Origin of the sequence: Motilimonas sp. E26 (genome assembly GCF_021278025.1) — a bacterium.
GTDB lineage: Bacteria > Pseudomonadota > Gammaproteobacteria > Enterobacterales > CBDFNC01 > Motilimonas.
The window spans coordinates 23,868-49,096 of sequence record NZ_JAIBHJ010000013.1 but is presented as its reverse complement, the minus strand read 5'-3'; the positions used below and the strand labels follow the sequence as shown (position 1 = coordinate 49,096).

Genomic DNA, 25,229 nt, shown 5'->3' with positions numbered 1-25,229 from the left:
GAGTTGACACTATATGGTCTCTGAGACTATATTTATATTCAAGTTAAGGGTCTCTGAGACATTTAAAGTAAAAGGAAGTCAATAATGCACATTAAGGCGTTTCAAATAGGTCAGCAGCAAGCAACGGAACTGCAGTTCGATAGTTTTACTTTCAATGGTGGTGAAGAGCATGTGCGCATTACCAATGTGGTTGAGCAGGTCTCACACATTGAAATTACCACTCGCTTAAACAACTCAGCTGCGTTTATGCAATTAGCCGTTACGGTTGATGCGCTGCAGCGCCAATATGGTCATCAAATTGCCCTTGAGTTAGTGGCACCGTACTTTCCTTATGCACGTCAAGACCGAGTATGTAACGAAGGTGAAGCCTTAGGTGTGGCGGTGATGGCGAAGCTAATCAACGCACTTAATTTTCAAAAAGTCACCATTTGGGATGCCCACAGCGATGTAACTCCTGCGCTGATTAATAACGTGGTCAATGTGCAACAGGCTGAGTTATTAGCTCGTCATCATACCTTAGCCACCCAGCTAAAAGCGGGCGAGTTAACCCTGATTGCGCCAGATGCTGGCGCAGCAAAAAAAGTACACAACCTAGCGAAATACTTTGGTGGTGGTATCGCCGTGGTACAAGCGGAAAAGGTGCGCGATGTGGCAACAGGTGAAATTACTCACACCGCTATTTTTGGCGACATTACAAATAAAGATGTTTTGATTACCGATGACATCTGCGACGGTGGCCGCACCTTTATTGAGTTGGCGAAAGTATTAAAGCAGCAAGGTGCGAAGCGTGTCAGCTTGTTTGTCACTCATGGCATTTTTGCCAATGGTCTAGCTGTGTTTGATGGCCTGATTGATGCTATTTACACCAGCGAATCTTTTCCGGCACCTGAGCTAAGCGGTGCAATCGAATTACACATCGCGTAAACCCCATTAAGAAGGAAGAACCTATGACTATTTCAGCAGCAACCATGCAAAAAGACGTGTACAAAGAGTTTCACGGCCGTGCTTACCACCCAGAAGTATCTGAGGTATATGCTAATTTCACCTCGCGCTCGGGCAAGTTAAGTAATGTGGCAGATAACGACAAAGTAGCCTTTGTTGGTCTGCAATATTTCATCATGTCGTACCTTATTGAAGAGTGGAATGACTTTTTCAAAATGGATAGAGCCGTTGCCGTGGCGCAACACAAACGTATTTTATCGGCGATGTTAGGTTACAGCGTAGACGTAACTTACCTAGAAAAACTGCACGATCTTGGTTACTTACCGTTACGCATTAAAGCCTTGCCAGAAGGCACGCTAGTGCCTTACCAAGTGCCACCGATCACTATCGTGAATACTAAAGACGGTTTTCAGTGGTTAACCAATATGATTGAAACCGTATTGAGCTGCGAAAACTGGCCGATTCAAACCAGCGCCACCACGGCAACGGCTTATATCAAAGTGTTTAAAGAGTTTGCTGAAAAAACTGGTCTAGACATGAGTTTTGTGCCGTTTCAGGGTCACGATTTTTCGTTTCGCGGCATGTTTGGTAAGGCAGCAGCTGCCATGAGTGGCTTTGGTCACTTAGCGTCTGGCTTGGTGGGCACCGACACCATCACCGCAGTATTGTTTGCAGAAAAATATTACGGCGCCAATGTTGACCAAGAGCTGGTGGGCTGCTCAGTTGATGCAACCGAGCACAGCGTAACCTGCAGTTGGTTAATGGAAGGAGAAATTGAGTTTTTCCGTTACTTGATGCAGCAGCAAGCGCCAACCGGCATTTTATCGGTGGTGAGCGATACTTGGGACTTTTGGACCTTAGTAACCGACTATTTACCACAGTTAAAACAAGAGATTATGGCACGTGATGGTACCTTAGTGATCCGCCCTGATTCTGGCGACCCAGTGAAAATTTTAACCGGTTACCAAGTTCACGCTACGCCATTTAGCTCGGCAGAGTTAACCTTAGCCGCAGCTAACTTAAAAGCGCGTAAGGCCGATGCCGAAGCCTTTAGTTTTGATGATCGGATTTATGAGGTGGCAGATCAAGACCATGTGCCAACCGAGCTTATGCCTTGTGAAGTGAAGGGGCTGATTGAATGTTTATGGGGCACTTTTGGCGGCACGGTAACCGACAAAGGTTTTAAATTACTGGATCCGCACATTGGTGCTATTTACGGCGATGCCATTACCCTTGAGCGCCAGCGCCAAATATTACAGCGTTTAATGGATAAAGGTTTTGCATCAAAAGTCGTACTCGGGATTGGCTCTTATAGCTATCAATACGTGACGCGTGACACTCACGGCAGTGCTGTGAAGGCCACCAGTGTAGTGAAAAACGGCGAGCGCATGGCGATTTTTAAAGACCCAAAAACAGATACTAAGAAAAAATCAGCTAAGGGGCTGCTTAAAGTTGAGCGGGTTAATGGTGAATTAGTGGTGATCGATAATGTTACTGAGGCAGAAGAACAACAGGGCTTATTGCAAACTGTGTTTGAAGATGGTCAGTTAGTTCGCACTACTACCTTGGCAGAAATCAGAGCTTTGATTAATAGCCAGATTTAGTTAGCCTCAGTTTTGTTGAAGCTGAGCACAGCCAAATAAAGTGTGGTTACGGCAAAGTTTCGTTTTCAAGGATGAAAACGTAAACACGATAGGGATATATCCACAGGGTTTTTGCAGGAAAATATACGATTTCGCTTATCCCATATTTGGCTTAGTCCAACGCAATGAATCGGGTGGTTTTGTTGGCCGCCGATTGATTGCGTTTTTGTATTATTTTATCCATCTGTTTTTTCAAGATGGTAAGACTAAAGGGTTTAGCCAAAAAGCCAGATACCTTGGCTTGAATGGCTTGAGTTAGATGCGATTTATCGGCGTCACTGGTAACAATAAGTACTGGTAAATCGGCAGTTAACTCGTTGGCACGAATATGCTTTAGTAGCTGCAGCCCATTGATTTTTGGCATATTATAATCAGTGATTACCAAGTCAAACTGATGTTTAGCTAATAAATGCAAGGCATGAGTACCATCGGCGGCTTCTTCTAAATCCGTATGGCCAAGCTCGCGCAGCATATGGAGCATAATGTGGCGTAAGCAAATTGTGTCTTCAACAACCAATATTTTCATTTAAGCGTCCCTTATGAGCACTTATTATTGTCTCGTTTGTCATGATCTGCCATTCAACTTATTAGAGTTTAGTATAAAGATATTTTAGTGATTACTTTCACTCATCACTATCGGGTAGCCTAGCTCAGGATGAGCCATCACCTTGGCTGAATATTGATAAATTTGTTCAATGTTTTCAGTTGTAAGCGCTTCAGTGGGCGCACTATCAACCCGTAATTGACCGGATTTTAATAGCAAGATACGGTCAGCATATTGCGCAGCCAAGTTAAGATCATGTAACACCATAAGCACAGTGATACCTTGTTGACATAATCGCTGACACAGTTGCAACACCTTGTGTTGTTGGGCTAAATCTAATGCTGAGGTTGGCTCATCTAAAATAAGTAAGCCATGGTTGTTGGCATTACTAAGCTGGGTAAGCACACGAGCCAAGTGAACGCGCTGTTTTTCACCGCCTGACAAGCTGGGGTAAGCGCGCTGAGCTAAGTGTAAAACATCTGTAGCTTGCATATTTTGTTCGGCGATACGGCGAATTTTATCCTGGCTAACCGGTAAAGATAATCCACCCAGTTGCGCTACTTCAAGGGCGCTAAAAGCAAAACTTAATTGGCTGTGCTGGGGTAAAATTGCCAAGTGTTGTGCCAGTAAGCCATCAGGCCAAATATCGCGCGGTTGGCCAAACAAACGAATATTATGGCCCGCGAGGCCAATTTCGCCGCTAATCAACTTAAGCAGGCTACTTTTACCCGCGCCATTGGGGCCCAGTACCACGCAAAGTTCGCCGTGTTTAAGGGCAAAGCTAATATCATCCACTAAGGTTTGTTGTTGCACTTGATAGCTCAAGTGGCTGACCTGTAATGGTGCTGCTTGGGGGATGTGAATATCATTAAAATGGTGTGCCGGATGAGGCGTTTTGGCTAATAACCTAAGCATTAAATTTTGCCTCGTTGTTGAAACAATAAAGTAATAAAGAAAGGTGCGCCCGCTAGCGCAGTGATAATGCCCACTGGCAGCTCTGCTGGCGCAACTATGACTCTTGATACTGTGTCGGCGATTAACAACAGCAAACCGCCAAGTAACGCTGAGAGAGGTAATAGTAAAGTATGGTTAGGGCCCACTAGCATGCGGCCAAGGTGCGGAATAATCAAACCAACAAAGCCAATCATGCCGCAGAGTGATACGCAGATCCCCACGCCAGCAGCGCACAACAGAATCAATCGACGTTTTAATACTTCTACTTGAATGCCCATGTGGCGGGCTTCTGGCTCACCTAATAGAAAAGCATTGAGCTTGTTGGCATCTTGACGAAAACAAACGAACAACGTGATAAATGTGCCCCAAGCTAAGGCGATATTGGGCCAAGTGGCACCCGCCATTGAGCCCATTGACCATAATGCAAGATCGCGCAGTGCTTGTTCATCGGCATAAAAATTTAACAAGCCTAATGCCGCGCCCGCTAAGGCGCTGATCGCTACGCCTGCCAACAACATAATGGCCACCGAGGTGCCATGTTGATTAGAGCCTAATTGATAAACTAAAAAAGTGACTAAACTGCCGCCGAAAAAAGCAAATACCGGTACGGTGCCAAGAGTAAGTAACAGGGGATAAAATTCTGCCAGTGGCGCAAAAATAACAATGGCTAACGCGGCTCCTAACGCCGCACCGCCCGACACGCCAATGATACCCGGATCGGCGAGGGGATTACGAAACAGCCCCTGCATTACAGTGCCACTCAAGGCTAAAATAGCACCGATGGCTAAACACAATAACATGCGTGGCACCCGCACCTGTTGCATCACCAAGCTGACATGGGGTGCCACCTCTTGGTTAAGTAGTGCTTTAATGGCTTGCTGAATCGAGATCGGCAGCGGCCCGATAAAAATAGAACCGACCGCTGCGGCTAGTAATAGTAATCCCGTTGGTACAAAGATATGACGAGGTTGATAGCGCACAATCAGCATGATTAGTTACCGTAAACCTGATTATTTAAACGTAAGGCTTCATGTAAGCTGCTAATACCCAGTTCACCAATTAAGCTGGTGCCTGCAATACTAAATACCCGCTTGGCTTGTCCGGCAGGCGTGGCGGCTAACATTGGGTGCGCTGCTAATAGTGCCTCGACACTGCCTAATGCCTTGAGTGTTCGGTGGCTTACCAAGATCACATCTGGCGCCATGGCTAGCAAGGCCTCAGCTGAGGCTGGTTTATACGAGCTAATGGTTGTTGCGGCAGGGTTGGTGGCGCCCATTAAATTAATAATGGCGTCTGCTGGCGTGTCTTTGCCGGCTAAACTGGCGGGACTGCCTTCACGTAAGAGTAAGAATATTGCCTTTTGTTGTTGTGCCTTCGCCGGTGTTTGTTGTTGCAATTGGTTGGCGAGGGCATCCACTTTGTTGTTTAAGTTGCTGGCTTGTTCCTCTTTGCCTGTTTGTTGCGCTATTTCATTTATTCGCTGTTTTAAATCTTCGATGCGATTACCACTGCTGACGATGGTGATCTGCACGCCTGCCTGTTGTAACAGTTGCAGCGTGGTGTCGGGTCCGGCCTCCTTGCTTGCAATCAACAAATCGGGTGTTAATGACAGCAGGCCCTCAACGGTAAGCGCGCGGTGATAGCCCACATCGGGCAGGGTGCCGTTATGCCATTTATTACTGGTGACATCGGTGCCCACTAACTGCTGCTGAGCCCCCAAGGCATAAATTATTTCGGTGATCGTGGCGCCAGCACTGACAATTTTGTTATTGGCGAGCGCTGTTGAAGAAAAAACTAAACTGATTAAAAGTAGGGATATTGCGCGCATCATTACGTCCTCATGCGATGATTTCGGCAAATATTATTCCTAAATGCAATTGATATCAATTATCATTTACGATAAATTCATCGGTATTCCAGCTTACTTGGTTTGAAGCTAGCGCCAAAACTGCGCTAGATATTCGTTTAAGAGGTTCATTGTGTACCAAGATATTTCTAAGTCCCAAGTTGCCAAACAAGTGGCGACAGTGCTGATTGATCAACCCGGTTTGCATCCGGCAGGAATGGCCGAACAATTAAATTTAAGTGAGGGAGAAGTCGTGTTGGCTTTGCCCAAAGCCATGGTTACCGCCATTGCTGGTGATGCAGCCGAAACTATCTTACAGCAACTGAGTGATTGGGGGCCTGTGACCACCATAGTGCATAGCCAAGGCTCTATTTTTGAGGTGAAGGCCAATTTCCCGAAGGGGAAATCAGCTCATGATTACTATAATTTAATGGGTAAAAGTGGTGAATTACATGGCCACTTAAGGCTAGATAACGTGGCGCACATTGCCTTAGTCAGTAAGCCATTTAACGGCAAAGAAAGTTACTTTATTGGCTTTTTCACCGCCACGGGAGAAGGGGTTTTTAAAGTGTATTTAGGCCGCGATGCCAAGCGCCAGTTAATTCCTGAGCAAGTCGAAAAATTTCAAAAACTTAAGCAGTCACAGGTAGAAGAAGTATGAACCAAGCAGAGACAAGCACCGAAAAGCAACAGCGATTACAAGGCCGCTTGGGCCCCGACATTGCCGAGTTTCGTCAGCAATGCCAAACCTTGCAGCTGGCCACGGTGGATGAGCAAGGCCAGCCGAATGTTAGCTATGCGCCGTTTATTATGCATAACCAAGCGTATTACATTTTGATCAGTAAAATAGCCCGCCATGCTCGCAACTTACTGGCGCAGCCAAAGGTGTCGTTAATGATGATCGAGGATGAAGCACAAGCCAAAAGCATCTTTGCCCGTAAGCGGCTCACCTTTGATGCCAGCGTCAAGGCGGTCGAGCGCGAAACCCCAGAGTGGCAACAAGTGATTGAGTCCTTAACCGATCGTTTTGGTGAAATCGTAACTGGTTTAAGTGTGTTAGAAGATTTTGTGTTGTTCCAACTGACGCCACAACAGGGTTTATTCGTTAAAGGTTTTGGTCAAGCTTTTCAAGTTTCTGGTGAGGACTTAGTTGATTTTATTCATTTAACCGAAGGGCACAAGCCGATTGCTAAGGCAGAGGTGGTGTGATTTTTAAAACGCATTGGGCTCAAAATCAATGCGTTTGACAGCCGTTTTTACTTCATTTATTTCAGCATGTACTAAAAAGTAGCTGTGTTTTCTCTGATATCTAGGGTTGCTCACAGGCTCTTGTTAGTGCTCAGGTATATACTTGATAAAAAATATCTATAGCTAAGCCTGCTTAATATTTTTGTTCCATCAATACTCTCCTTTTCCTGTAATACGGTTGTTACTTGCTCAAGCTGTATTTTGATGCATGTATGTAATTTGGTTTTTAGTGGTATGTGTTTCGTGCGCTTAGATGTGGATAATTCAAGGTGGGCTCTTATCTTGCTGAGGAGAAAGCAGTGAAGGATAAAGAAAAAATTGCAGTATTTATCGATGCTGATAACGCACCAGCCAAGAAGATAGGTAAAGTCCTTTCAGAGTTAGCTCGGTATGGTGTTGTAAATATCAGAAAAGCCTACGGCAATTGGAAAAATCAAAATTTAAAGCCGTGGGAAGATGTTCTTCATGAGTTTGCGATACAGCCCATTCAGCAGTTTGATTTAACCAAAGGGAAAAATGCCACGGATATGGCATTGGTTATCGATGTAATGGATGTTATTTACACAAAGAACATTGATATTATTTGCCTAGTCTCTTCAGACTGTGATTTTACTCCCCTTGTTACTCGTTCACTTGCAGATGGTAAGTTTGTTATTGGCTTTGGTGAGCGTAAAGCTCCATTGGCTTTTGTTAATAGTTGTTCTAGATTCCTTTATTTTGATGATGAAACAGAGCAAGAGCAGCCCATTCAAAAGCAGAGTAGAAGTATAAAAAGTGATACCAAGCTTGTTAACCTGCTACGCCAAGCCATAGAAGCCGTTGAGGAAGATGATGGTTGGGCGATGCTTGGGCCGATTGGTACTCACATTTCTAACCATGCTTCATTTGATCAAAGAAATTATGGCTATAAAAAGCTTAGCGACTTATTTTCAGCGATTGATTTGTTCGAGATGAAAAAAACCAATGGCTCAGTCTTATGGGTAAGAGATAAGAAAAAAGCGAAGCAAATCAATAAATCAAAACAAGTGAAGCAGCAAAGTTGTGCACTTGTTTGAGCAGTGTCTCAAAGATTAACTTGCAATAGATCAGTTATTGCTTTTCTAGGCACTAATTTAAGAGACTAGCCTATTGCCGACTATTTTTAAATTTATAAATAGGCATTAGCTGGTTTATACTTTTTAACAACCAAATATCTTAACCGCGATGGCGGTTTGGTACCGATTTACAGCAAGGGATGAAACTCATGCTAGCATTGCAGGTAACCCAGTCATTTTTTACTGCGCTCTTAGTGGGGGATGTTTTTTTACCAAAAATTCAACGATTTAATCTCCCGTTGTCGTTGCCATGCGACTGATCCTCGTCTTTGTTTTATGGTTAGCTCTACCTTGTTCATTGGCGCTTGCCAAACAGGCTCGGGTACTTAATATTGTGGTAGGTGAGTGGCCGCCTTTTGTTTCCGAACAGTTGAAACATCATGGCCCGGTGGCACATCTTATTAGTGATTTGTTTAAAGACGCTGGCTATCAGGTTAACTATCATTTTGCGCCTTGGGGCCGCGTTTATTCATTGGCGGCGAGCAGCCAGCTTTATGACGCCACTGCGGTCTGGATGTACAAGCCGGAGCGATTACGCGATTTTTTGTTTAGTGCACCAGTGTTACAGGAACAGTTCGTATTTTTTTCCCTTAAGTCACGGCAATTGCAGGCTGAGAATTTAGCACAGATTGTTGGCATGCGTCTTGGTGGAGATATTGCCTACAGCTACGGGCCAGAGCTAGATAAGATGGTAGCTGATGGTCAGGTAAGCCAGCAACGAGTGACGAGTGTGAAGCAAAATTTCAGTAAGTTATTACGGGGGCGTATCGATCTTTACCCGCAGGAAATGCACATTGGTTTGGCTGAGCTGCGGAGTGAACTTGATCCCGCAAGTGCTGCCCTGATTACATACAGCAAAGTACCTTTTTTACGTAATGACAGTTTTGTTATGTTTCCACGTAACATGCCTGATTCAGATAAGCTTAGAGTGCAATTCAACCAGTTGTTAGAGCAAGCCATTGCAAGTGGTCGCTATCAGGAATATTTTGAGCGGTTGGAGCAAGGGAAGTATTGACGTTTCTTGTCGCTGGGCTTTGTCGGGCCATTATAATTGTGCAGGGGAGTACCTCGAATAATCGGTTTAATTAGCGATCTATTCTGCAGTTATTGCGTATTTGTAGTTCTTTTAGTGTTTATTGTTAGTCATTCAAGTGTCTTATTCTTGTCATAAAACAGTCTTAGTATCGCCACTCTAATACTTATTTCATCATTTTTCATAGGAAAACCCATGATACCGATGCACGTGGCAAAAAAGTCTGTTCTAGCGCTTTCATTAACCCTAGCGAGTTACGCAAGTTTTGCACAAACCCCCGTAAAGAATGTCATCTTAATGATTGGTGACGGCATGGGACCTGGCCAAATGGGATTGCTAGAAGAGTATGCGCGTAAAGCGCCTAACTCCATCTACCAAGGTCATGACACTGCACTAAAAACCCTCATTGATAAGGGCGTGCTTGGCATGTCATTACATAGCCCAGCGGATGCTTTGGTGGTTGATTCTGCTTGTTCTGCTTCTCACTTAGCCTCTGGTGTTGATGCGCCTTCTGAAGCGCTCGGCTTGGATATTGATGGCAACCCGGTTGAAAGCGTTTTAGAAATTGCCAAAAAAATGGGCAAAGCCACAGGCCTAGTGTCTGATACGCGCTTAACCCACGCAACCCCTGCGGCTTTTGCGTCGCATCAACCACATCGTTCATTCGAAAATGAAATTGCTGAAGAGATGCTCGCGACAGGCGTTGATGTGATGTTATCGGGTGGCTTACGTTACTGGATCCCTAAATCGGCTAACGATAAAGGCGAGGTATATCAGCAGCTGGTTAAGCAGACTGGTGGTGATATTAAAATTAAGTCGAAGCGTAACGACGAGAAAAACCTATTAACTCAAGCTGCATCTGCAGGTTATAGCGTTGTTCATACTCGTCAGGCTTTAGCGGCGGCGCAGGGAGATAAAGTGCTTGGTCTATTTGCTTATTCAGGCATGCAAGATGGTATTGAATACAGTAATAGTAAAAACGATCCGAAACGCTCGATGCCGGGTTTAAAAGAAATGACTCAGAAAGCGCTAGATGTATTAGCTCAAGACCCTGATGGTTTCTTCTTAATGGTTGAAGGTGGGCAAATTGACTGGGCTGGACATAATAATGACGCCGGTACCATGTTGCATGAAATGCTTAAGTTTGATGAAACAGTTCAATATGTGTATGACTGGGTGAAAGATCGTAACGATACCCTAGTGGTGGTAACGGCAGACCATGAAACCGGTGGCTTTGGCTTTAGTTATTCACGCGCTGGTATCGTTCAACCTGAAAATCGTTCGGGTAGCGCATTTAAAGATCACGCTTACAAGCCTAACTTTAACTTTGGTGCCCTAGCTATTCTTGATAAGTTATACGCGCAAAAAACCAGCTTTGCGAACATGCTGATTGAGTTTGATGATAGCGGTGATAAAAAACCACAAACACTGCAAAAAATCGTTAATGCAAACAGCGAGTTTGATATTACATTAGAGCAAGCTAAGGCTATTTTGGAAACTGAGCCGAATCACTTTCACGACCCTAAACATAGCTACTTAAGCGCTGAAACCTTTCCTAAGGTTGATGATTTTGAAGCTTTCTATGTTTACGGTGAAGAAGTTCGTAACGACCTAATTGGCCGCGCGATGGGTGAAGAACAAAATATTGTTTGGGGCACGGGTACACATACTGATACGCCAGTTGCTGTTATTGCCTACGGTCCAGACGCTGTCACCGCACCTTTTTCACAGCTTTCGCACCACACTGATGTAGGCCAGCTGTTAATTAAAACCGTGAAAGGTAGCTGATAAAAATCCAGTTGCTTGTACATAAACCGAACGGATTAAACTAATGATTAAAAGGAGAGGCACTAAGCTTCTCCTTTTTTGTCTTTGGTTTTCTAGGTTTCCATTTTTTAGTGTATCCACTACAAATTATTTTTGTTAGCGAGCTTGATGCTGCTGTATTGTCTTAAAAATCAATGCTCTAAATGAAATTATAATGTTTACAGTTACACTTAGCCATGCTGATTAAGTGGCCACGGGCATGCGCAGCAAGGATGCCGCGCTTGAGCCTACAGGGAGGTATTTACGGCGGCTCGTGGTGGCTTAATCAAGTAATGGCTTGGCGCTGTCATTTATTGATCACTTGAGTACCAGAGCACTCAAGCCTGTTTTCATCGCAAAACCGCTGTGAATAGACCCAAACAATATCCAGCAAATAACGCTGAACTTTGCCCCATGAAATTGTTTGGGTGTATGTCCCTATACGATCTGCGTTTTCATCCTTGAAAACGAAGTTTTGCCATAAAAACATGCTTTACTGCGATCGCGTCGACCACTAAGCCATGCTGATTAAGTGGCCACGAGCATGCGCGGCAAGGATGCCGCGCTTGAGCTTACAGGGAGGTATTTACGGCGGCTCGTGGCGGCTTAATCAAGCAATGGCTATTTATGCAGGACTAATTAAGCTCTTGATAGCGCAATACTAAATTACCGCTTTTTAGGGCGCCATCGCTGCCGTAGTTGCTCACCACTTGCAGTTTAAACAAGCGGGCATCGCCTTGGCTTTCGTCTTTGATTAAATAAGTGGTAAAGGTTGGCCACATTTTGTGCTGGCCTTGAACGCTGTATTCCAAGGGGCCGTAGCTACCCGGTTTGCTTAAAATGCCTTCGGCGCGATCGGCAAAGTATTTATACACTTGCTTGTTGTCGGTGGGATCGGTCACGGCATTTACATTGGCTACCATCACCGCGCCTACGCCTGCTTTGCCTGAGCCCGATGCGCCGCCATTCACTTGCAGTGGGTAATCGCGGCCATTTACTTTAATGCTTAAGTCCCAAGCTTGATCTGCGCTTGTTAGAGCATTCGTTTCTAAATCCCAATAAGCTGTCGCGTTAGAAAAATCTAACACTGGTGAATCTACCGCAGGGCTAAATTGCTGCGCATTGGCATCCCAATTTTCTACCCTTAATATCACTTTTCGAGTTGTGGTTGGGCCAAAGGCAACACTGACTTGTTTGACGCTAACACGAGCATAATGGTCGCCACTGGCTGAGCGAATGATCCAACCATTGTCTGCTTTAGCGGAATATACCGGTGCGCCTTGGCTATAATCGGCTTCAAGCCAGTCCGAGGTTTTAATTTGGGTGATTAGGCTGTCGCTGACAAATTCGCTGCAGGCGTCAGCGGTCACGGCGTTAAAATCTGTAACCGTGTTGGTTTGATTGAGCTTAACAAATTCGGCTTCGATTGCGTTGCCTTCACCATCAAACAAGCTGCTGTATTGGTGTGCAATACAACCACTGACTTTACCTTGGCCAGATAAACCGCCATTTAGCATAAAGCCACTGTATTTTTGATACCCGATCTGCCAACTCTGGTCGGTTACGGTGGCATTTGATAGCAGATCGAATAATGCTGGTTGGCTAGCATTGGTGGCATCTAAGTTAGCATCAGTAAAAGTCGGTACCGGCTCGGGTGCAATAGTAGGTGTTGGTGTAGGCACCGGCTGGTTGGTGTCGGTTGTGGCAGATCCGCCTGAGCCACCGCCACACGCGGTTAATAAAATAGAGCTGACAGCAAGGGCGAGTATTTTTTTATTAGGGTACATCTTGGTTTCTTCCTTTCTTAGATCAAACAGAGGGTGGGGACTAGCCTTCTATGCGCAGTCCAAGGTAAACAAAACGACCGACTTCCGGTCTAAAATCTGTGCCGGTTGCGGGCGTGTCGCGTACGGTGTCAGTAAGGTTATCTATGCCAAAAAAGACTCGCGTTTGTGGCTGAATAAAATAGTTCACCTTAAAGTCAAAGGTGCTGTAGGCCGGCGACTGACGTAGGTTTTCGGCATCTAAGTACTCTTTGGTTTGGTAATTGCCGTATAACGAAAAGTCTGTATTGATCGCCGCTAAGTGATAATTAAGCTTGCCCTTAATTAAATGTGCCGGGCGACGAGTGAGTTGCTGGCCAGTCGTTTTGTCTTCGCTATTTAAATAACTATAAGAAAGGTTGGTTTGCCAATTGTGTAGCCATTGATAACTGGCGCTAATATCTACACCTTGGGTCATGGCTTGGTTAACGTTGTTGTAGTTGAAAATACTTAGGCCTCGCGCATCCGATGCTTGCTGATCATAGGCCGTATCAATCAGGTTTTTAATCTCATTATGAAACAGGTTAATGTCGAACATTAAGTCGGCATTAGGGTGCAGCTCGGCACCAAGTTGCAGGCTAACTGAGGTTTCAGGGACTAGGTCAGGATTGCCCAAAATCATGTAGCCTAACGCACTATGATCAAATACATAATGACGTTCTTTTAAGGTGGGGACACGGTAGCCGGTACCGATGCCGCTGCGAATTTTGCCATCAAACTGGCTTAATGTGTCGGGGCGATACATCAGATTAAATTTGGGCGCGGCATGCACGCCAAAGTCCGAGTCGTGCTGCACGCGAATACCGGGCAGCAGTTCTAAATTATCAGTGAGGAAGAAGTCATCCTGTAAGTAAAACTCTAGGTTGTTGCGACGTTTTGTCCCGTTGAGCTCATCGATATCGCTTTGGTTTTGCTGGCTACGACTGATTTGCTGCTGGTTTAAGCTGCTGCGATAAGCCACTGCACCAAAGGTAACCAAGTGATTGTTAAAATAATCGCTGTCGAGTTGTAGCTCTACTTTGTCAAACTTGCTTAGGCCAATACGGCTTTGATCCAATGCTTGGGTACTTAAAGTATCTTGCGAGGTTTTATCTTCAAATTCTTCATACATATACCAGCTAGACAGTTCAAGATGATCTGTAAGGGGTTGGTTGTAAGCCAGTAGAATATTTTTTCGGCTAGCTTGCTCGCCTTTTACTTTTTTGATTTTGCCAATACCGGGGACAAAAGAGCCAAAGTTTTTGTAAATATCTTCTTGGTACCAACTGGGCTTGACGGTTAGCTCACCGCCATTAGCAAATAGGTAGCCTAGTTCAAGGGAGAGATTGGTTTTATCGCCGGCATCGCCTGCAAAATCCCAGTCGCTAAGATCAAGATCACTGCCACCCTTGTGGCGAATGTCGGCCATCAACTGGGCGTACCAAGTATCGCTATTCTTACTGAGTAATAGGTTGGCATGTTGATCATTAAGTAGGGCGCTGCTGACATTGTGTTGGTTGCCGTAGCTGCCGCCGTCGAGGGTGAATTGGTAACGTGTGCCAGCAGTTGCGCGTTTGGTAATAATGTTGACCACGCCGCCCATGGCTTCACTGCCATACAGCGCAGATACTGCACCTTTAACAATTTCAATATGTTGCACGTCAGCCACGGCTATCTGGCTTAAATCGACACTGGATCCAGTCGAGGCCGTGACGGGCAGGCCATCAATCAAAACCAGTACGCGGTCGGCGTTAATACCTTGTAACCAAACTTCTTGACCACTTTTTCCGTGGATTGGCTTTAACATGAGTCCGGGGACGTTTTTTAGCCCTTCAGCGAGATCGCGAGCATGGCTGTTGGCGAGTTCTGCAGCGGTGACTATTTCTGTGCGCACCGGTACATCGAGTAAGGCCTTTTCGGTTTTGGTGCCTGTTACTACCATAACAGGGGCCTCTGTCGCAGCACTAGCGGTTGTGATCAAGGCGTAGCTGCTCAATAACATTGAGGCTAACCAGCGGCGACGAAAAAGCGAAGAAACAAGATTATCCATATTGCTAATACCCAGCTGCAAAAAACAGCTAGATAATAATGATAATGGTTATCAATTGCAATTTGATTTTTTAGGTTTGCTTGCTTGGCGGATGATGCCGCATAATCAATCCTGATTTGGTCTCTCAAGGAAGCGTAATAATGACAACAAAAGTAGCAGTCATTGGGGAATGCATGGTGGAGCTGCAGCAAAAAGGCGATTTGTATCAGCCCAGCTTCGGTGGTGATACCTTAAATACCGCTTTGTATTTGGCTCGCTTGAGCGCACCCCATGGTGTGAGTACTGCTTATTTAACAGGGCTGGGGCTTGATACCTTTAGTGAGCAAATGCTACAAGCTTGGCAGGTAGAGCACATCGACACACAGTTTGTCGCGCGTTTAAAAGATAAGTTGCCCGGTTTATATTCGATAGCCACCGATGCAAAAGGTGAGCGAACCTTTCATTATTGGCGCAGTGATGCGGCGGCAAAATATTGGCTACGCGAACACAGTGTAGCGAGCTTAACCGATTTACTAGAACAATTTGATTGGCTTTATTTGAGTGGCGTGAGTTTGGCTATCTTGCCCGACGATAGCCGAGAGTTACTGTTTACAGTGTTAAAACAGTTGAAAGCGAAAGGGATTAAAATTGCCTTTGATAATAACTATCGACCGATACTTTGGCCTAGCCAAGCGCGGGCTCAGCAGTGTTATCAGGCGATGTTGGCGTTAACGGATCTAGCATTTTTAACTTTTGACGATGAAGAGTTGTTATACGGCGAACAAGATGAAGATCGGGTTATTAAACGCACCCTTGCTGCGGGGGTGAGTGAGGTGGTGATTAAGCGCGGGGCAGAGTCGTGTTTGGTGGTTACAGCAGAGGGCGTGACAGCGGTGCCTGCTCAGCCGGTGACTAACATAGTGGATACCACCGCGGCTGGCGACTCATTTAGTGCGGGGTATTTGGCGGCGCGGCTGTTAGGTGTTAGCCCATCTGCGGCGGCCCAAGCTGGCCATCAACTTGCTGGTACCGTGATCCAATACTCTGGCGCGATTATCCCTATAGAAGCGATGCCATAACAGTACCTCTAGCTCGGTTTAAGCCTCAGGGTGAACGGATGAGTGAATGAATTTTAATTACTCAGTGATATCTTCCTCGACGAAGCGCTGTAACATCATCCTTGATGGTTTAACCGCCGCATTCATGCGGCTGATATTCGTTTAATGATTTATCACTTATTGTTTAAAAAGATATTCACTATCTCACCCTAGGGTCTGTTTATAAATGCTATAGCTGATTAAGCATATCGTAATATTGCTGCAGCACTTCTAACGCGCGCAGCGTAGCCACAATCAAGCCCCAAGTTAGTAGACTGGTTGCTAGGGTGATCGCAACTTTCCATAACCGAGTAATGTTGGGGTGGAACCAGACTAGCGGCAGTGCCAATGGCCCAACCGATAAAAATAACACCACTAAAATGCTGGTTTTGAAATACCAAGGCAGTTCAGGCTTAGTGTTGGTTACGGTGGGCGTTATTGGCTTGGTTGGCGAAGATTGAGTTGATGCAGCTAAAAATTCACCGCAATGCTTACATTTGATCGCCGCATCCATGATTTCTTCGGCGCAAAAGGGGCAGGTTTTCATTGTTTGAGCCTAACTTGTCATTTATTGAAGAGTCAATAAGTTAGCACCTTTTTAGCCAAGGTGCAGGGACTTTTAAGGCGCACTTGTATCAGTAGCGGATTGTTCAACAAAAATCAGCGCATCGGTATTAAAGCCTAATGCCTTGGCTTGCTGGATAAAGTCTTGTTTCACGGCGTCAGTTACGGTGGGGGTACGAGATAATAGCCATAAGTAATCACGATTGTTACCGGCAATAAATGAGTATTGGTAGTTCTCTTGGTCTAAATCAAATACCACATAAGCGCCGTAAAAAGGGCCAAAAAACGACACTTTTAGATACCCTTCATTATCATCGCGAACAAAATAGGCTTTACCTTCGGCTTCTTGCCATGTTTGCTCTGCAGTATTAAAACCTTTGTTTAGCACCTTGATGCCGCCATCTTCGCGCATCGAATACGTCGCCGACACTTGATTTAAACCACGTTCAAAAGAATGGTCGAGTCGTGCTATTTCATACCAAGTACCTAAATAACGTTCACTTGAAAAAGGCGTGACAGGTGTAATGCCCGCGGGTAAGCCTGTGCAAGCGTTAAGTAGTAATGCGCTACAAGAGATAAGCCATTTTTGCCACGTTTTCATCTGTATCACCTTAGCCAGTAAGATATAAGTTAAGTTCATGTGTTACTTAATCTAGCCATGTTTAGATCAAGTGGTGATAAACCATAAAAAATGCCATGCCCAGGCCTATGGTTAACAGCAGGTTACGGCTGATGAGGGCAACAAAAAACGACACCACCCCAGCGACCAAGTAACTGTTGCTAAAGCTTAGCTCAACCGTGCCATGAGGCAGCACCACGCTGGGCACAATAATGGCGGTTAACACAGCAGGTGGCACATAACTTAAGGCTTGTTGTAAAGGGGCAGGTAAGCGTAAGTTACCCGCCATCGCAAACATGATAAAGCGAATTAAGAAAGTGACCGCAAACATGCCACCGATTAACCAAGCTTCTTGTTGTATCATCATGATTAAACTCCTTTATTAGCCGTAGCTGTGGCATTCGCAAGGGGGAAATATTTCGCCACCAAATAACCAACGCTGATGCCAGCAAGGGCGGCGATCAACAGGCCAACTTTATTGGGTAGGTGAGCAAATTGCAGTGACATACCTGCAGCCACTAATACCGCACTGATCATCGCTTTGCTGTTTAGGTAAGGCACGACCATGCCAATAAAGGTGACAGACATGGCGAAGTCGAGTCCCCAGTCAGTGATATTAGGAATGGCACTGCCCAAAGCAATACCGATCACTGTGCATAAAACCCAGTTACCGTACATGGCTGACATTGAGCCTAAGTAGAACCAATGTGCTTGTTTAATATTATCGCCTTGGTAGCGGCGGCTGACGGCGGCAAAGGTTTCGTCGGTTAAGCCAAACGCCATGATAGCGCGCACGGGTAGCGGCAGGTGTTTAACTTGCTCAACTAAAGCTGTGGCATAAAGTAAATGACGTAAATTAACCACTAAGGTGGTGAAAATAATAATGCTTGGGCTGGCTCCTGCGGCAATCAAGCCTAGGGCAATAAATTGTGCTGAGCCTGCAAAGACGATGATCGACATTGCCATGGTGGCGGCAATGGATAGGCCGCTGGCGGGGGCGAGGGTGCCGAATAATATGCCAAAGGGGATCGCACCTAAAATCAAAGGTAAGGTTGCTACTGCTCCGGCGTTAAATTCGCGCCAGCGTAGCATGTGTAATTCAAGTGTGTTGGTCGTTGCCATGGCTTAATCCTTACTTGAGGTATTGAGTGCTAACGTCATATAACGATCGGCACGAGGGTAACTTGACTGTCCTTGCGGATGTGGCACGACTTGAAAGCCGAGGTGTTGATATAAGGCCATGGCCCGCGTAAGCGCCGAGTTAGTTTCTAGAAATACTTGTGTCATGGCTAATTGTTGCGCTTTATTAATCGCGGTCAGCATTAGTTGACGGCCAATGCCTTTACCTTGCTGGTTCGGTTGCACTGCCATTTTGGATATTTCCATGGTCTGTTGATCATGAAGTCGTAAGGCGAGGGTGCCAACTATACGATGGCCTTGGCGAGCAAAGAAAATATAGCCGCCACTGGCCAAATAATATTGTTCGGGGTGATAAAGGGCTTGCTGATCAATCGCGGTTAATTCGCCATTGAAATACTGATTTAGCCAAGCCAGATTAAGCTCGGTGAAGTCGTGTTTGTATTCGGTTTGCCACGGCTCTATGGTTATTGCATCTTGCGGTGCTGGCAATTGCGTTACCACTCGCTCGGTTAAGCTTTGTTGTGCCAGCAACTGCTCAAACTCATCGATCGCTGCTAATAACGGATGCTGCTGTTGCTGCATGATTTGCTCTAACTGCCATTGAATTTGTTGCCAAATGGGCTGCGCCTGCTGACTAATTTTCAGTGACTTTTCGGTAAAGGCCACGACTGTTACCCGTTGATCACTCGGGTGTGGTTGTTTGTGTAACAAGCCTTCTTTGATCATTTTTTGTGTCATTTTACTGATAGCAGGGTGGCTGACGGATAAGCGCTGTGCGGCTTGAGTAACGCTGACAGGGCCTTCATTGTTAATCAAGGTAAACAGCGGAAAATAACTTGGGTTAAGCGCTATCCCTTGTTGTTGATAAATGGCATCAACCTGTTGCATCAGCAAATCTGACAAGCGTTTAGTGCGGCTACCTAATGAAAGGCTGCCGAGTATTTGCATATGATCTATCATCGTGTTTCTTTTGTGTAACCAGTTACGTAAATATTATTTCTTTTCATTTTTTAAGTCAAACATGAGAGAACAACTCTATTTTTATGGCCCATTGCCAATGATTAGACCATTTCCTGATATAGCACTGGTGCTGGTATTTCATAACGCAATATACCGAACAGCGGCAAAGCTCTACATGGCAACAAGTATCGGCGAATAAGTTGCTCGGTATCCGATCTAAGCTTGTTGCCCATTCGTACCTTGTCTAAATGGTGAAGTTTGAACAAGGCGAGAAAGATGAAACATATATTACAAGTCGGATTAGCTTTACTGCTAGGGCTCGTTAGCTGTCAGGCGTTAGCCGCATCTCCAGTGCAAGGTTTGCAAAAAGTCGGATCAGGCCAAATGGAGTGGCTATTTTTTTCTCTCTATGATGCCAGCTTATACAGTGAAACGGGCACCTATCAGTCCAATCGCTTTCCTATGGCACTGCAAATCAAATATCACAAACAAATTGATAAAAAGCATCTGATTGAAGCCACTCAAGAGCAATGGCAGCACCTTGGTATTGATGAAAAAGCACAAAAAAGTTGGTTGCTTGAGCTAGATAATATTTGGCCCGATGTAAATGGTGGTGATGTGCTGACTTTTGTGGTGCAAGCTGATGCCAGCAATATGTTTTATTTCAATAATAAACCCATCGGCAAGGTTCAAGATGGTGAATTTTCAACAGCCTTTCTCGCTATTTGGCTGTCAGAAAACACCAGCCGCCCAGAATTACGCCAGCAATTGATAGGAGCCCTGTAATGCGTTCATTTACTTTACTAATAAGCAGCTTCTTACTATTAGCCTGTAGTAACCAACAGTTGAGTGACTATCAAGACAAGCAACCAACGCTGGACTTACAAGCTTTCTTTACCGGTGAGCTGGAAGCGTCTGGCATAGTGATTGGGCCAACAGGCAAGGTGACACGCACATTTACAGTGGAGTTACTAGGCACTTGGCAAAATAATCAAGGGGTTTTAGAAGAGTGGTTTGTGTTTGATGATGGCGAAAAAACCACTCGCACTTGGCGTATTAATGATTTGGGCAATGGCCAATATACGGGCACTGCAGGCGATATTATCGGCACTGCTGAAGGCGCCAGCGCTGGTAATGCCTTGAAGTGGGTTTATGACCTAGAAATTGAAGTGGATGGCAGCGTGTATCAAGTTAAGTTTGATGATTGGATGTACCAAGTGTCAGACAATGAAATCATTAATAAAAGTAAAATTAAGAAGTGGGGTTTTGATGTCGGTGAAGTGATATTGTCGATTAGAAAGAAATAATCATTCCATTTAAATCAGTTGGATAAATAAAAACGCCACCACTCAATGAGTGGCGGTGCGAAATCGGTTAGCAAATGATAATTAGCGCAGTGAGATAAGTAGCGCTTCTAAGTTTTCAGCTGTTTTGGCACCAATGTCAGTTAAGTAGCCGCCGTCATCGCGTGTAATTAAACCTTTGTCGAATAATCGTTTAGCTGCCACGGCCAGTTCAGGAGAACACTCGCTGTGAATTTTAATGCCCTGTTCGTGGTTGTCAGTATTAAAGCAAGAGAGAATTTTTAAATCGTTGACCAGCTCAACGGAGATTATTTCAGCACCTTTCATAAGATTTCCTTAACTGAATAAAGGGTTAACGCCACACTAAACAGTTTAGACGTTGAAAACGCTGTGCTAAGTCAAATATTGCCGATAAGGCGCGACTATTCACAATTATTCGTGAGCAAGTTTGCTTTTCTGGCTCGGCTTTTATAGCGTGAATAGAGTTCTTCACCAATGAGCGCACAACATGAATGACATGTCGGCAGAGCAGAAAACGCAAATACTCATCGATCACTTTGGTCTGTCCACCTCTGCTAAGGATGTGGGTTTTATTTTACCTGACGGTAGAATGCTCAATTTACAGCGTTGGTATCCCGATCGTAGACGTAACCATGTCGATGCGGTATCTGTGATATATGGCCGTCCGCCCTCGGGTAAACAATGGAACGAAGTTGATTTGATAGCATTAATGGCTGAGCTACGCTTGCTGCGCTTTTGTTTGAAAGGTGAAATTCATGCTGCTAACCCGCCCACGCGCAGTCAAATTCGTAAACTTTATTCGCTAGTGGCTTATCGTTCTAACGTGTTTGAGGTGCTTATTTCAAATGCGCAGGGGATCACCATGGCGCGCGCTGAGTTGGTGTCGCCAACCATGGAGAAAATTCTCAACGTATTTAAAATTTACTCTGACAATACGGTGCACTTAAGCGAAGATGAATTTGGCATTGAAGAGAGAGAGAATCACTATAGTTTAGTGTTTCGCCCCAACCAGCAAACAGTGGGGCGCTATTTGAAAAACTCTGGCGTAGTAGAAATGAATCCGCTGTTTGATCAAGCTAAACCTTTGTTTATGAAATTATTGGAATATTATCTAAAATAATTCCGCCTACTGCTCTGGCTCTTTTGCTACCGGTTTTTGATACGTCCCGGCGTGCTCTACATCTATAATGCCAGAGCGGTTTAGGGTGATCTTATAACGTTCAAATTCCTCATCAGCAAATCCTTGATTGAGGGCGATAATGACATTTATCTGGTAGCGTCGTTCGATGGCCGTTTTTTGAATCTTCTCACCATTGAGTTCGAATAGTTTACCTTGACCTCGCTCTAAATAACGCGCCAGTGGCCGTAAGCTAAAAATGATGGTTTCTTCTAACGACTCATAGCCAGGTTGAAACTCGGAATTAGCGACGCGAGTTTCTAGGCGGTAATGCAGTAGTTCAGCACTTTGTTGGTTTTGGGTATGACGTCTTGCTAACAACTCTTGTGCTTGTTTTGGCAACTTACGTGAGCGGATGTAGTCGAGCCAAATTTTTTGCTTGGCCATTTCTGTTTGGTTAACCGTGTCTTTCAGGGTGCGCAGCCACTTCGGTTTACCACGTCTGATCCAGCGCCAAAGCATGTTTTTGAAATCATCTTTAAACACTTCACGCACGCCATAGATAACGGAAAGCACTAGGATCATCACTGAAGTAATGCCACTCAGCGCCCCTTGGGTTTTGATGATAAGTGTTAGCACTACTGTCATCACCAAGGCGGTTGCTACTCCCGTTACCACTTTTCGAGTGATGCTACCTAAAGCTGTGGTTTGTTCACGAAATACGACACCATGCTCAATGAGTCGACGTAATAAGCGCATTTTATTTGAGATGCGGTTGGGGTCGTTAAGGGTTGAGGTGGAATTGTAATTAAGGCTTAAACGGTATTTATTTTCTTGCTCACAAAATTGCAGTAACTCATTACGTTGTTGGCTGTAATCCGATTGACGTGGTTTTTGTGCCAGCATTTTGAGTAATGACTGTTCGGTGTACCAAGAAAGGTAATTATCAACGTTTTCAAATATTGCATTGAGCTTTACATCGTTGGGCGCGTTACGACGCAATTTTTTTAAAATTGTTAAGCTGTTTGAAGCCAGCACTAAGGCGGCATCGTAAAAGGCATGAGTATACTCACTGTCTTCCAAAATCAAGGCTTCAGCAATATCTGTATCTAGGGCGACCAGGTATTGATAGGCAAATAAGTTAAGGTTAACTCGGTATTCATCAGGAGAGCGTTTCATGCGGCTGGCAAACCGAGTATGTAACAAAGGTAAATGTAAACCTTGGGTAAAGTAGGCGCGTTGACCTGTGATTGCTGAGTTAAAGTATTCGGTTTCCGAGAGCGTATTACTGTTAATGCCCATTTCTTTAGGTAGGGAAAAATATAAATCGAGGCGACGCTGTTCACCTTTGTTTAACTGATGCTTCAGTTTAAATGAGAGTTTTTCATGACTTGTTATATTAACTTGGCGCAACTTGGTTCCTTGAGTAGGGATCTCCCCTTATTATAAACAAGGCGTTAAATAATAGCTTAGCTTAATGCATAGTATGTTTGGTTGTTTCACGAAGTTAGAGAAGCGATAACCCCTTTGCTAAGCAAAGGGGCTGATATTTATACCCAAGTTACCTCAAGATACTTGTTCAGCGAGAATTTGTAAGCTGTTAGGCGCGACGCTGATTTGAGACATAGTTATCCTACGTTGAAAATCAGCAACAAAGCATAACAGCCTACAAAACTCACCCTTTGGGAGCCGCTCATTATGTTCATTTTTTCGTTAAAAAGCCTCGCAAGGGAGCACCATTACTTCGTCTTTTTGCCTCAAACTAAAAAGAATGAGCGGCTCTGAATCCTGCATCTTGAGGTATCTTGGGTATATTGGTTTTATTTACTGCTCAATACCCACGATTAACCAAGGAGCGTCGGCTTGAGCGGCATTGCGCTCTAAGTGCCACACTTCCTTAATGTCTTCTTCTACGCCTTCCACCGTGTCACGGTAGCGACCGCTGAACTTAACACTGACTTCCGCTAGGCTCGCGCTATGAGTAGCACGTACTAGTTCAGCATCCATAAACATGACTTCAGTGTGTTGTGCACCGGCTAACTCTCGGCGTTGGCTGCTTAGCTCGTTGTAGAGTTCAATGGAAACATACTCTTGGATCTTGCTTAAGTCGTTGTCATTCCAAGCTTGTTGTAGTGTTTTGTAGTGGCTACGAGCACCTTCCAAAAAGCCTGCCAAATCAAATCCCGGTGGCAAGTCAAATGGGACATCAGTTGCCGCTTGGGCAAAACCATTGCTGCCAGTATTGGCAAAACCCGTTTGTTCGGCTTGTTGGCGGAACTGATTTGGGTTTTGCTGATTCGCAGTGGCGTAAGCGGGTCGTTGTTGTGCGCCTGCCTTTGATGCCATAACAGCACGGAATATTTTAAATAAGACGAAGGCCACTAAGGCGATGATCAGAATATCCATAATCTGAATATTCTCAAAACCACCACCCATAAAGAGTGCCGCGAGTAAGCCACCCGCTAATAGGCCGCCTAGCATGCCGCCCATTAAGCCTTTTTTACCAGGTGTTCCTGCTGGTGCTGCCGCCGGTTTATTTGGCGCAGCAGGCTGTGCTGGGGCCGTTTTATGGCTTTTACCGATTGATTTACTGCCACCGAATTTCTTTGCTTCAACAACTGGGCTGCTCACCAAGCCGACGGCAAAAATCATCGCGAACATAATAAAAAACTTTTTCATTTGTAGGGTTTTTTCTTTAATTGGTTGAGGTGGTCTCATCATAGCTGTGCGACATTATATGTCAATCGACAATGATTGTTATTTAAATGAAAAAGCGGGGTGAGCGTGCTTTTTTGGGTTTTATTTTAAAGCTTTTTATTATTAGTCATATTCTCTGGCATAGGTTTTGCTTTGTTTATTACTTGTGGCCAGTAAATTTGATAATCGTTAACATTTTGACGTTAAAAGGGGATGTCGTGAAACTAAATGCTTACAACCAACCCGGTCTGGCTTACGGTTTGCCAGATAAAAATAAAGTGGCAGAGGAGGTTAAAGAGCCCAATAAGCCGACGACCTTGCCAGATGCGGCTGAAAATGAAGATTCCAACGGTACTCCAGCGACTCAAGAAACCATCCTAGAAGGTATACAGAGGGTTAAGCAGTCGATGAATGATATTCGTTACAGTACCGAAATAGCTGCTGGTGATAAAGAACAGCAACTAAAACCATTACAAAATGAATTGGACGAGTTAGTGAGCGCGATGCAATTTGCGATTAAAGATTTTGCTAGCAACAAAACCAATGAACTATTTGGTTTTGATAGTAGCGGATCAGAAAGAAAAGTAGGCACTTTGTTTGATTTCATGGCCTAGACTTGTCCGTGTTTCCAAAACTAATGTTTACCCTATAGCGGATGTGGCATTTTTATTTATCAATGATTATTTAACCAATAATAAGTAGCTACTTTTCCCTTCAGCTTGCTCGTTCCAGAAGCACTAATTAATGTTTTTATAGTTCACTAATGTTG

At 44.7% G+C, this 25,229-nt stretch carries 26 protein-coding genes; 12 read left to right on the top strand and 14 right to left on the bottom strand.

The window, feature by feature from the left end:
- Positions 1–84: 84 nt before the first annotated feature.
- Both prs and K1M91_RS12300 read left to right on the top strand, forming a co-directional pair.
- Complete coding sequence (gene prs, locus K1M91_RS12305) at positions 85–924, top strand: ribose-phosphate diphosphokinase (RefSeq protein ID WP_232802067.1); 840 nt, start codon at positions 85–87, stop codon at positions 922–924.
- A 23-nt stretch (positions 925–947) separates the two neighbouring features.
- The gene (locus K1M91_RS12300) at positions 948–2,546 is read left to right on the top strand and encodes a nicotinate phosphoribosyltransferase (RefSeq protein WP_232802066.1); all 1,599 of its coding nucleotides are present in this window, start codon (positions 948–950) and stop codon (positions 2,544–2,546) included.
- A 151-nt stretch (positions 2,547–2,697) separates the two neighbouring features.
- Here K1M91_RS12300 and K1M91_RS12295 read toward each other — a convergent pair whose 3' ends face one another.
- From K1M91_RS12295 to K1M91_RS12280, 4 genes are all read right to left on the bottom strand, one after another.
- Positions 2,698–3,111: a response regulator gene (locus K1M91_RS12295; RefSeq protein WP_232802065.1), complete on the bottom strand. Its 414-nt coding sequence runs from the start codon at positions 3,109–3,111 to the stop codon at positions 2,698–2,700.
- A gap of 84 nt (positions 3,112–3,195) precedes the next feature.
- Positions 3,196–4,044, bottom strand: a complete 849-nt coding sequence (locus K1M91_RS12290) for a heme ABC transporter ATP-binding protein (RefSeq protein ID WP_232802064.1) — start codon at positions 4,042–4,044, stop codon at positions 3,196–3,198.
- The gene (locus tag K1M91_RS12285; protein ID WP_232802063.1) at positions 4,044–5,072 is read right to left on the bottom strand and encodes an iron ABC transporter permease; all 1,029 of its coding nucleotides are present in this window, start codon (positions 5,070–5,072) and stop codon (positions 4,044–4,046) included. Before K1M91_RS12285 ends, K1M91_RS12290 begins: the two co-directional genes overlap by 1 nt.
- A gap of 2 nt (positions 5,073–5,074) precedes the next feature.
- The gene (locus K1M91_RS12280; protein ID WP_232802062.1) at positions 5,075–5,941 is read right to left on the bottom strand and encodes an ABC transporter substrate-binding protein; all 867 of its coding nucleotides are present in this window, start codon (positions 5,939–5,941) and stop codon (positions 5,075–5,077) included.
- 121 nt (positions 5,942–6,062) lie between these two features.
- On the opposite strand from K1M91_RS12280, the gene hutX reads away from it, so the two are divergent.
- From hutX to K1M91_RS12255, 5 genes are all read left to right on the top strand, one after another.
- On the top strand, positions 6,063–6,590 hold the full coding sequence (hutX, locus tag K1M91_RS12275; RefSeq protein WP_232802061.1) for a heme utilization cystosolic carrier protein HutX: 528 nt from the start codon (positions 6,063–6,065) through the stop codon (positions 6,588–6,590).
- A complete protein-coding gene (hutZ, locus tag K1M91_RS12270; RefSeq protein WP_232802060.1) occupies positions 6,587–7,138 on the top strand; it encodes a heme utilization protein HutZ in 552 nt (183 codons plus the stop codon). The genes hutX and hutZ overlap by 4 nt, the downstream gene beginning before the upstream one ends.
- A 338-nt stretch (positions 7,139–7,476) precedes the next feature.
- On the top strand, positions 7,477–8,232 hold the full coding sequence (locus K1M91_RS12265; protein ID WP_232802059.1) for an NYN domain-containing protein: 756 nt from the start codon (positions 7,477–7,479) through the stop codon (positions 8,230–8,232).
- A gap of 289 nt (positions 8,233–8,521) precedes the next feature.
- Positions 8,522–9,286, top strand: a complete 765-nt coding sequence (locus K1M91_RS12260; RefSeq protein WP_232802058.1) for an ABC transporter substrate-binding protein — start codon at positions 8,522–8,524, stop codon at positions 9,284–9,286.
- Between the two features lie 213 nt (positions 9,287–9,499).
- Positions 9,500–11,092, top strand: coding sequence for an alkaline phosphatase (locus K1M91_RS12255; protein ID WP_232802057.1), 1,593 nt, complete (start codon positions 9,500–9,502; stop codon positions 11,090–11,092).
- Positions 11,093–11,745: 653 nt separating this feature from the next.
- Here K1M91_RS12255 and K1M91_RS12250 read toward each other — a convergent pair.
- Together K1M91_RS12250 and K1M91_RS12245 are read right to left on the bottom strand one after the other, a co-directional pair.
- A complete protein-coding gene (locus K1M91_RS12250; RefSeq protein WP_232802056.1) occupies positions 11,746–12,897 on the bottom strand; it encodes an HmuY family protein in 1,152 nt (383 codons plus the stop codon).
- A 40-nt stretch (positions 12,898–12,937) separates the two neighbouring features.
- On the bottom strand, positions 12,938–14,962 hold the full coding sequence (locus K1M91_RS12245; RefSeq protein WP_232802055.1) for a TonB-dependent receptor: 2,025 nt from the start codon (positions 14,960–14,962) through the stop codon (positions 12,938–12,940).
- Positions 14,963–15,102: 140 nt separating this feature from the next.
- Between K1M91_RS12245 and K1M91_RS12240 the strand changes: the two genes are divergently transcribed.
- Positions 15,103–16,020: a sugar kinase gene (locus K1M91_RS12240; protein WP_232802054.1), complete on the top strand. Its 918-nt coding sequence runs from the start codon at positions 15,103–15,105 to the stop codon at positions 16,018–16,020.
- A 208-nt stretch (positions 16,021–16,228) separates the two neighbouring features.
- Here K1M91_RS12240 and K1M91_RS12235 read toward each other — a convergent pair whose 3' ends face one another.
- The 5 genes from K1M91_RS12235 to K1M91_RS12215 form a co-directional block, all read right to left on the bottom strand.
- Positions 16,229–16,585 carry a hypothetical protein gene (locus tag K1M91_RS12235; RefSeq protein WP_232802053.1) on the bottom strand — a complete coding sequence of 119 codons (357 nt, stop codon included), beginning with the start codon at positions 16,583–16,585 and terminating at the stop codon, positions 16,229–16,231.
- A 72-nt stretch (positions 16,586–16,657) separates the two neighbouring features.
- Positions 16,658–17,203: a lipocalin family protein gene (locus K1M91_RS12230; RefSeq protein WP_232802052.1), complete on the bottom strand. Its 546-nt coding sequence runs from the start codon at positions 17,201–17,203 to the stop codon at positions 16,658–16,660.
- A 61-nt stretch (positions 17,204–17,264) separates the two neighbouring features.
- Complete coding sequence (locus tag K1M91_RS12225; protein ID WP_232802051.1) at positions 17,265–17,588, bottom strand: AzlD domain-containing protein; 324 nt, start codon at positions 17,586–17,588, stop codon at positions 17,265–17,267.
- A 2-nt stretch (positions 17,589–17,590) separates the two neighbouring features.
- Positions 17,591–18,343: an AzlC family ABC transporter permease gene (locus K1M91_RS12220; RefSeq protein WP_232802050.1), complete on the bottom strand. Its 753-nt coding sequence runs from the start codon at positions 18,341–18,343 to the stop codon at positions 17,591–17,593.
- A 3-nt stretch (positions 18,344–18,346) separates the two neighbouring features.
- On the bottom strand, positions 18,347–19,321 hold the full coding sequence (locus K1M91_RS12215; RefSeq protein WP_232802049.1) for a bifunctional helix-turn-helix transcriptional regulator/GNAT family N-acetyltransferase: 975 nt from the start codon (positions 19,319–19,321) through the stop codon (positions 18,347–18,349).
- Positions 19,322–19,597: 276 nt separating this feature from the next.
- Between K1M91_RS12215 and K1M91_RS12210 the strand changes: the two genes are divergently transcribed.
- Together K1M91_RS12210 and K1M91_RS12205 are read left to right on the top strand one after the other, a co-directional pair.
- Positions 19,598–20,107: a chalcone isomerase family protein gene (locus tag K1M91_RS12210; RefSeq protein WP_232802048.1), complete on the top strand. Its 510-nt coding sequence runs from the start codon at positions 19,598–19,600 to the stop codon at positions 20,105–20,107.
- Positions 20,107–20,628, top strand: coding sequence for a DUF3833 domain-containing protein (locus K1M91_RS12205; protein ID WP_232802047.1), 522 nt, complete (start codon positions 20,107–20,109; stop codon positions 20,626–20,628). Before K1M91_RS12210 ends, K1M91_RS12205 begins: the two co-directional genes overlap by 1 nt.
- 81 nt (positions 20,629–20,709) lie before the next feature.
- On the opposite strand, the gene K1M91_RS12200 is transcribed toward K1M91_RS12205, so the two are convergent.
- A complete protein-coding gene (locus tag K1M91_RS12200; protein ID WP_232802046.1) occupies positions 20,710–20,952 on the bottom strand; it encodes a TIGR02647 family protein in 243 nt (80 codons plus the stop codon).
- Positions 20,953–21,133: 181 nt separating this feature from the next.
- On the opposite strand from K1M91_RS12200, the gene K1M91_RS12195 reads away from it, so the two are divergent.
- On the top strand, positions 21,134–21,766 hold the full coding sequence (locus K1M91_RS12195) for a hypothetical protein (protein WP_232802045.1): 633 nt from the start codon (positions 21,134–21,136) through the stop codon (positions 21,764–21,766).
- Between the two features lie 6 nt (positions 21,767–21,772).
- Here K1M91_RS12195 and K1M91_RS12190 read toward each other — a convergent pair whose 3' ends face one another.
- Complete coding sequence (locus K1M91_RS12190) at positions 21,773–23,176, bottom strand: hypothetical protein (protein WP_232802044.1); 1,404 nt, start codon at positions 23,174–23,176, stop codon at positions 21,773–21,775.
- Positions 23,177–23,587: 411 nt separating this feature from the next.
- Positions 23,588–24,442: a TIM44-like domain-containing protein gene (locus K1M91_RS12185; RefSeq protein WP_232802043.1), complete on the bottom strand. Its 855-nt coding sequence runs from the start codon at positions 24,440–24,442 to the stop codon at positions 23,588–23,590.
- A gap of 236 nt (positions 24,443–24,678) precedes the next feature.
- On the opposite strand from K1M91_RS12185, the gene K1M91_RS12180 reads away from it, so the two are divergent.
- Complete coding sequence (locus tag K1M91_RS12180; RefSeq protein WP_232802042.1) at positions 24,679–25,074, top strand: hypothetical protein; 396 nt, start codon at positions 24,679–24,681, stop codon at positions 25,072–25,074.
- Positions 25,075–25,229: the final 155 nt, after the last annotated feature.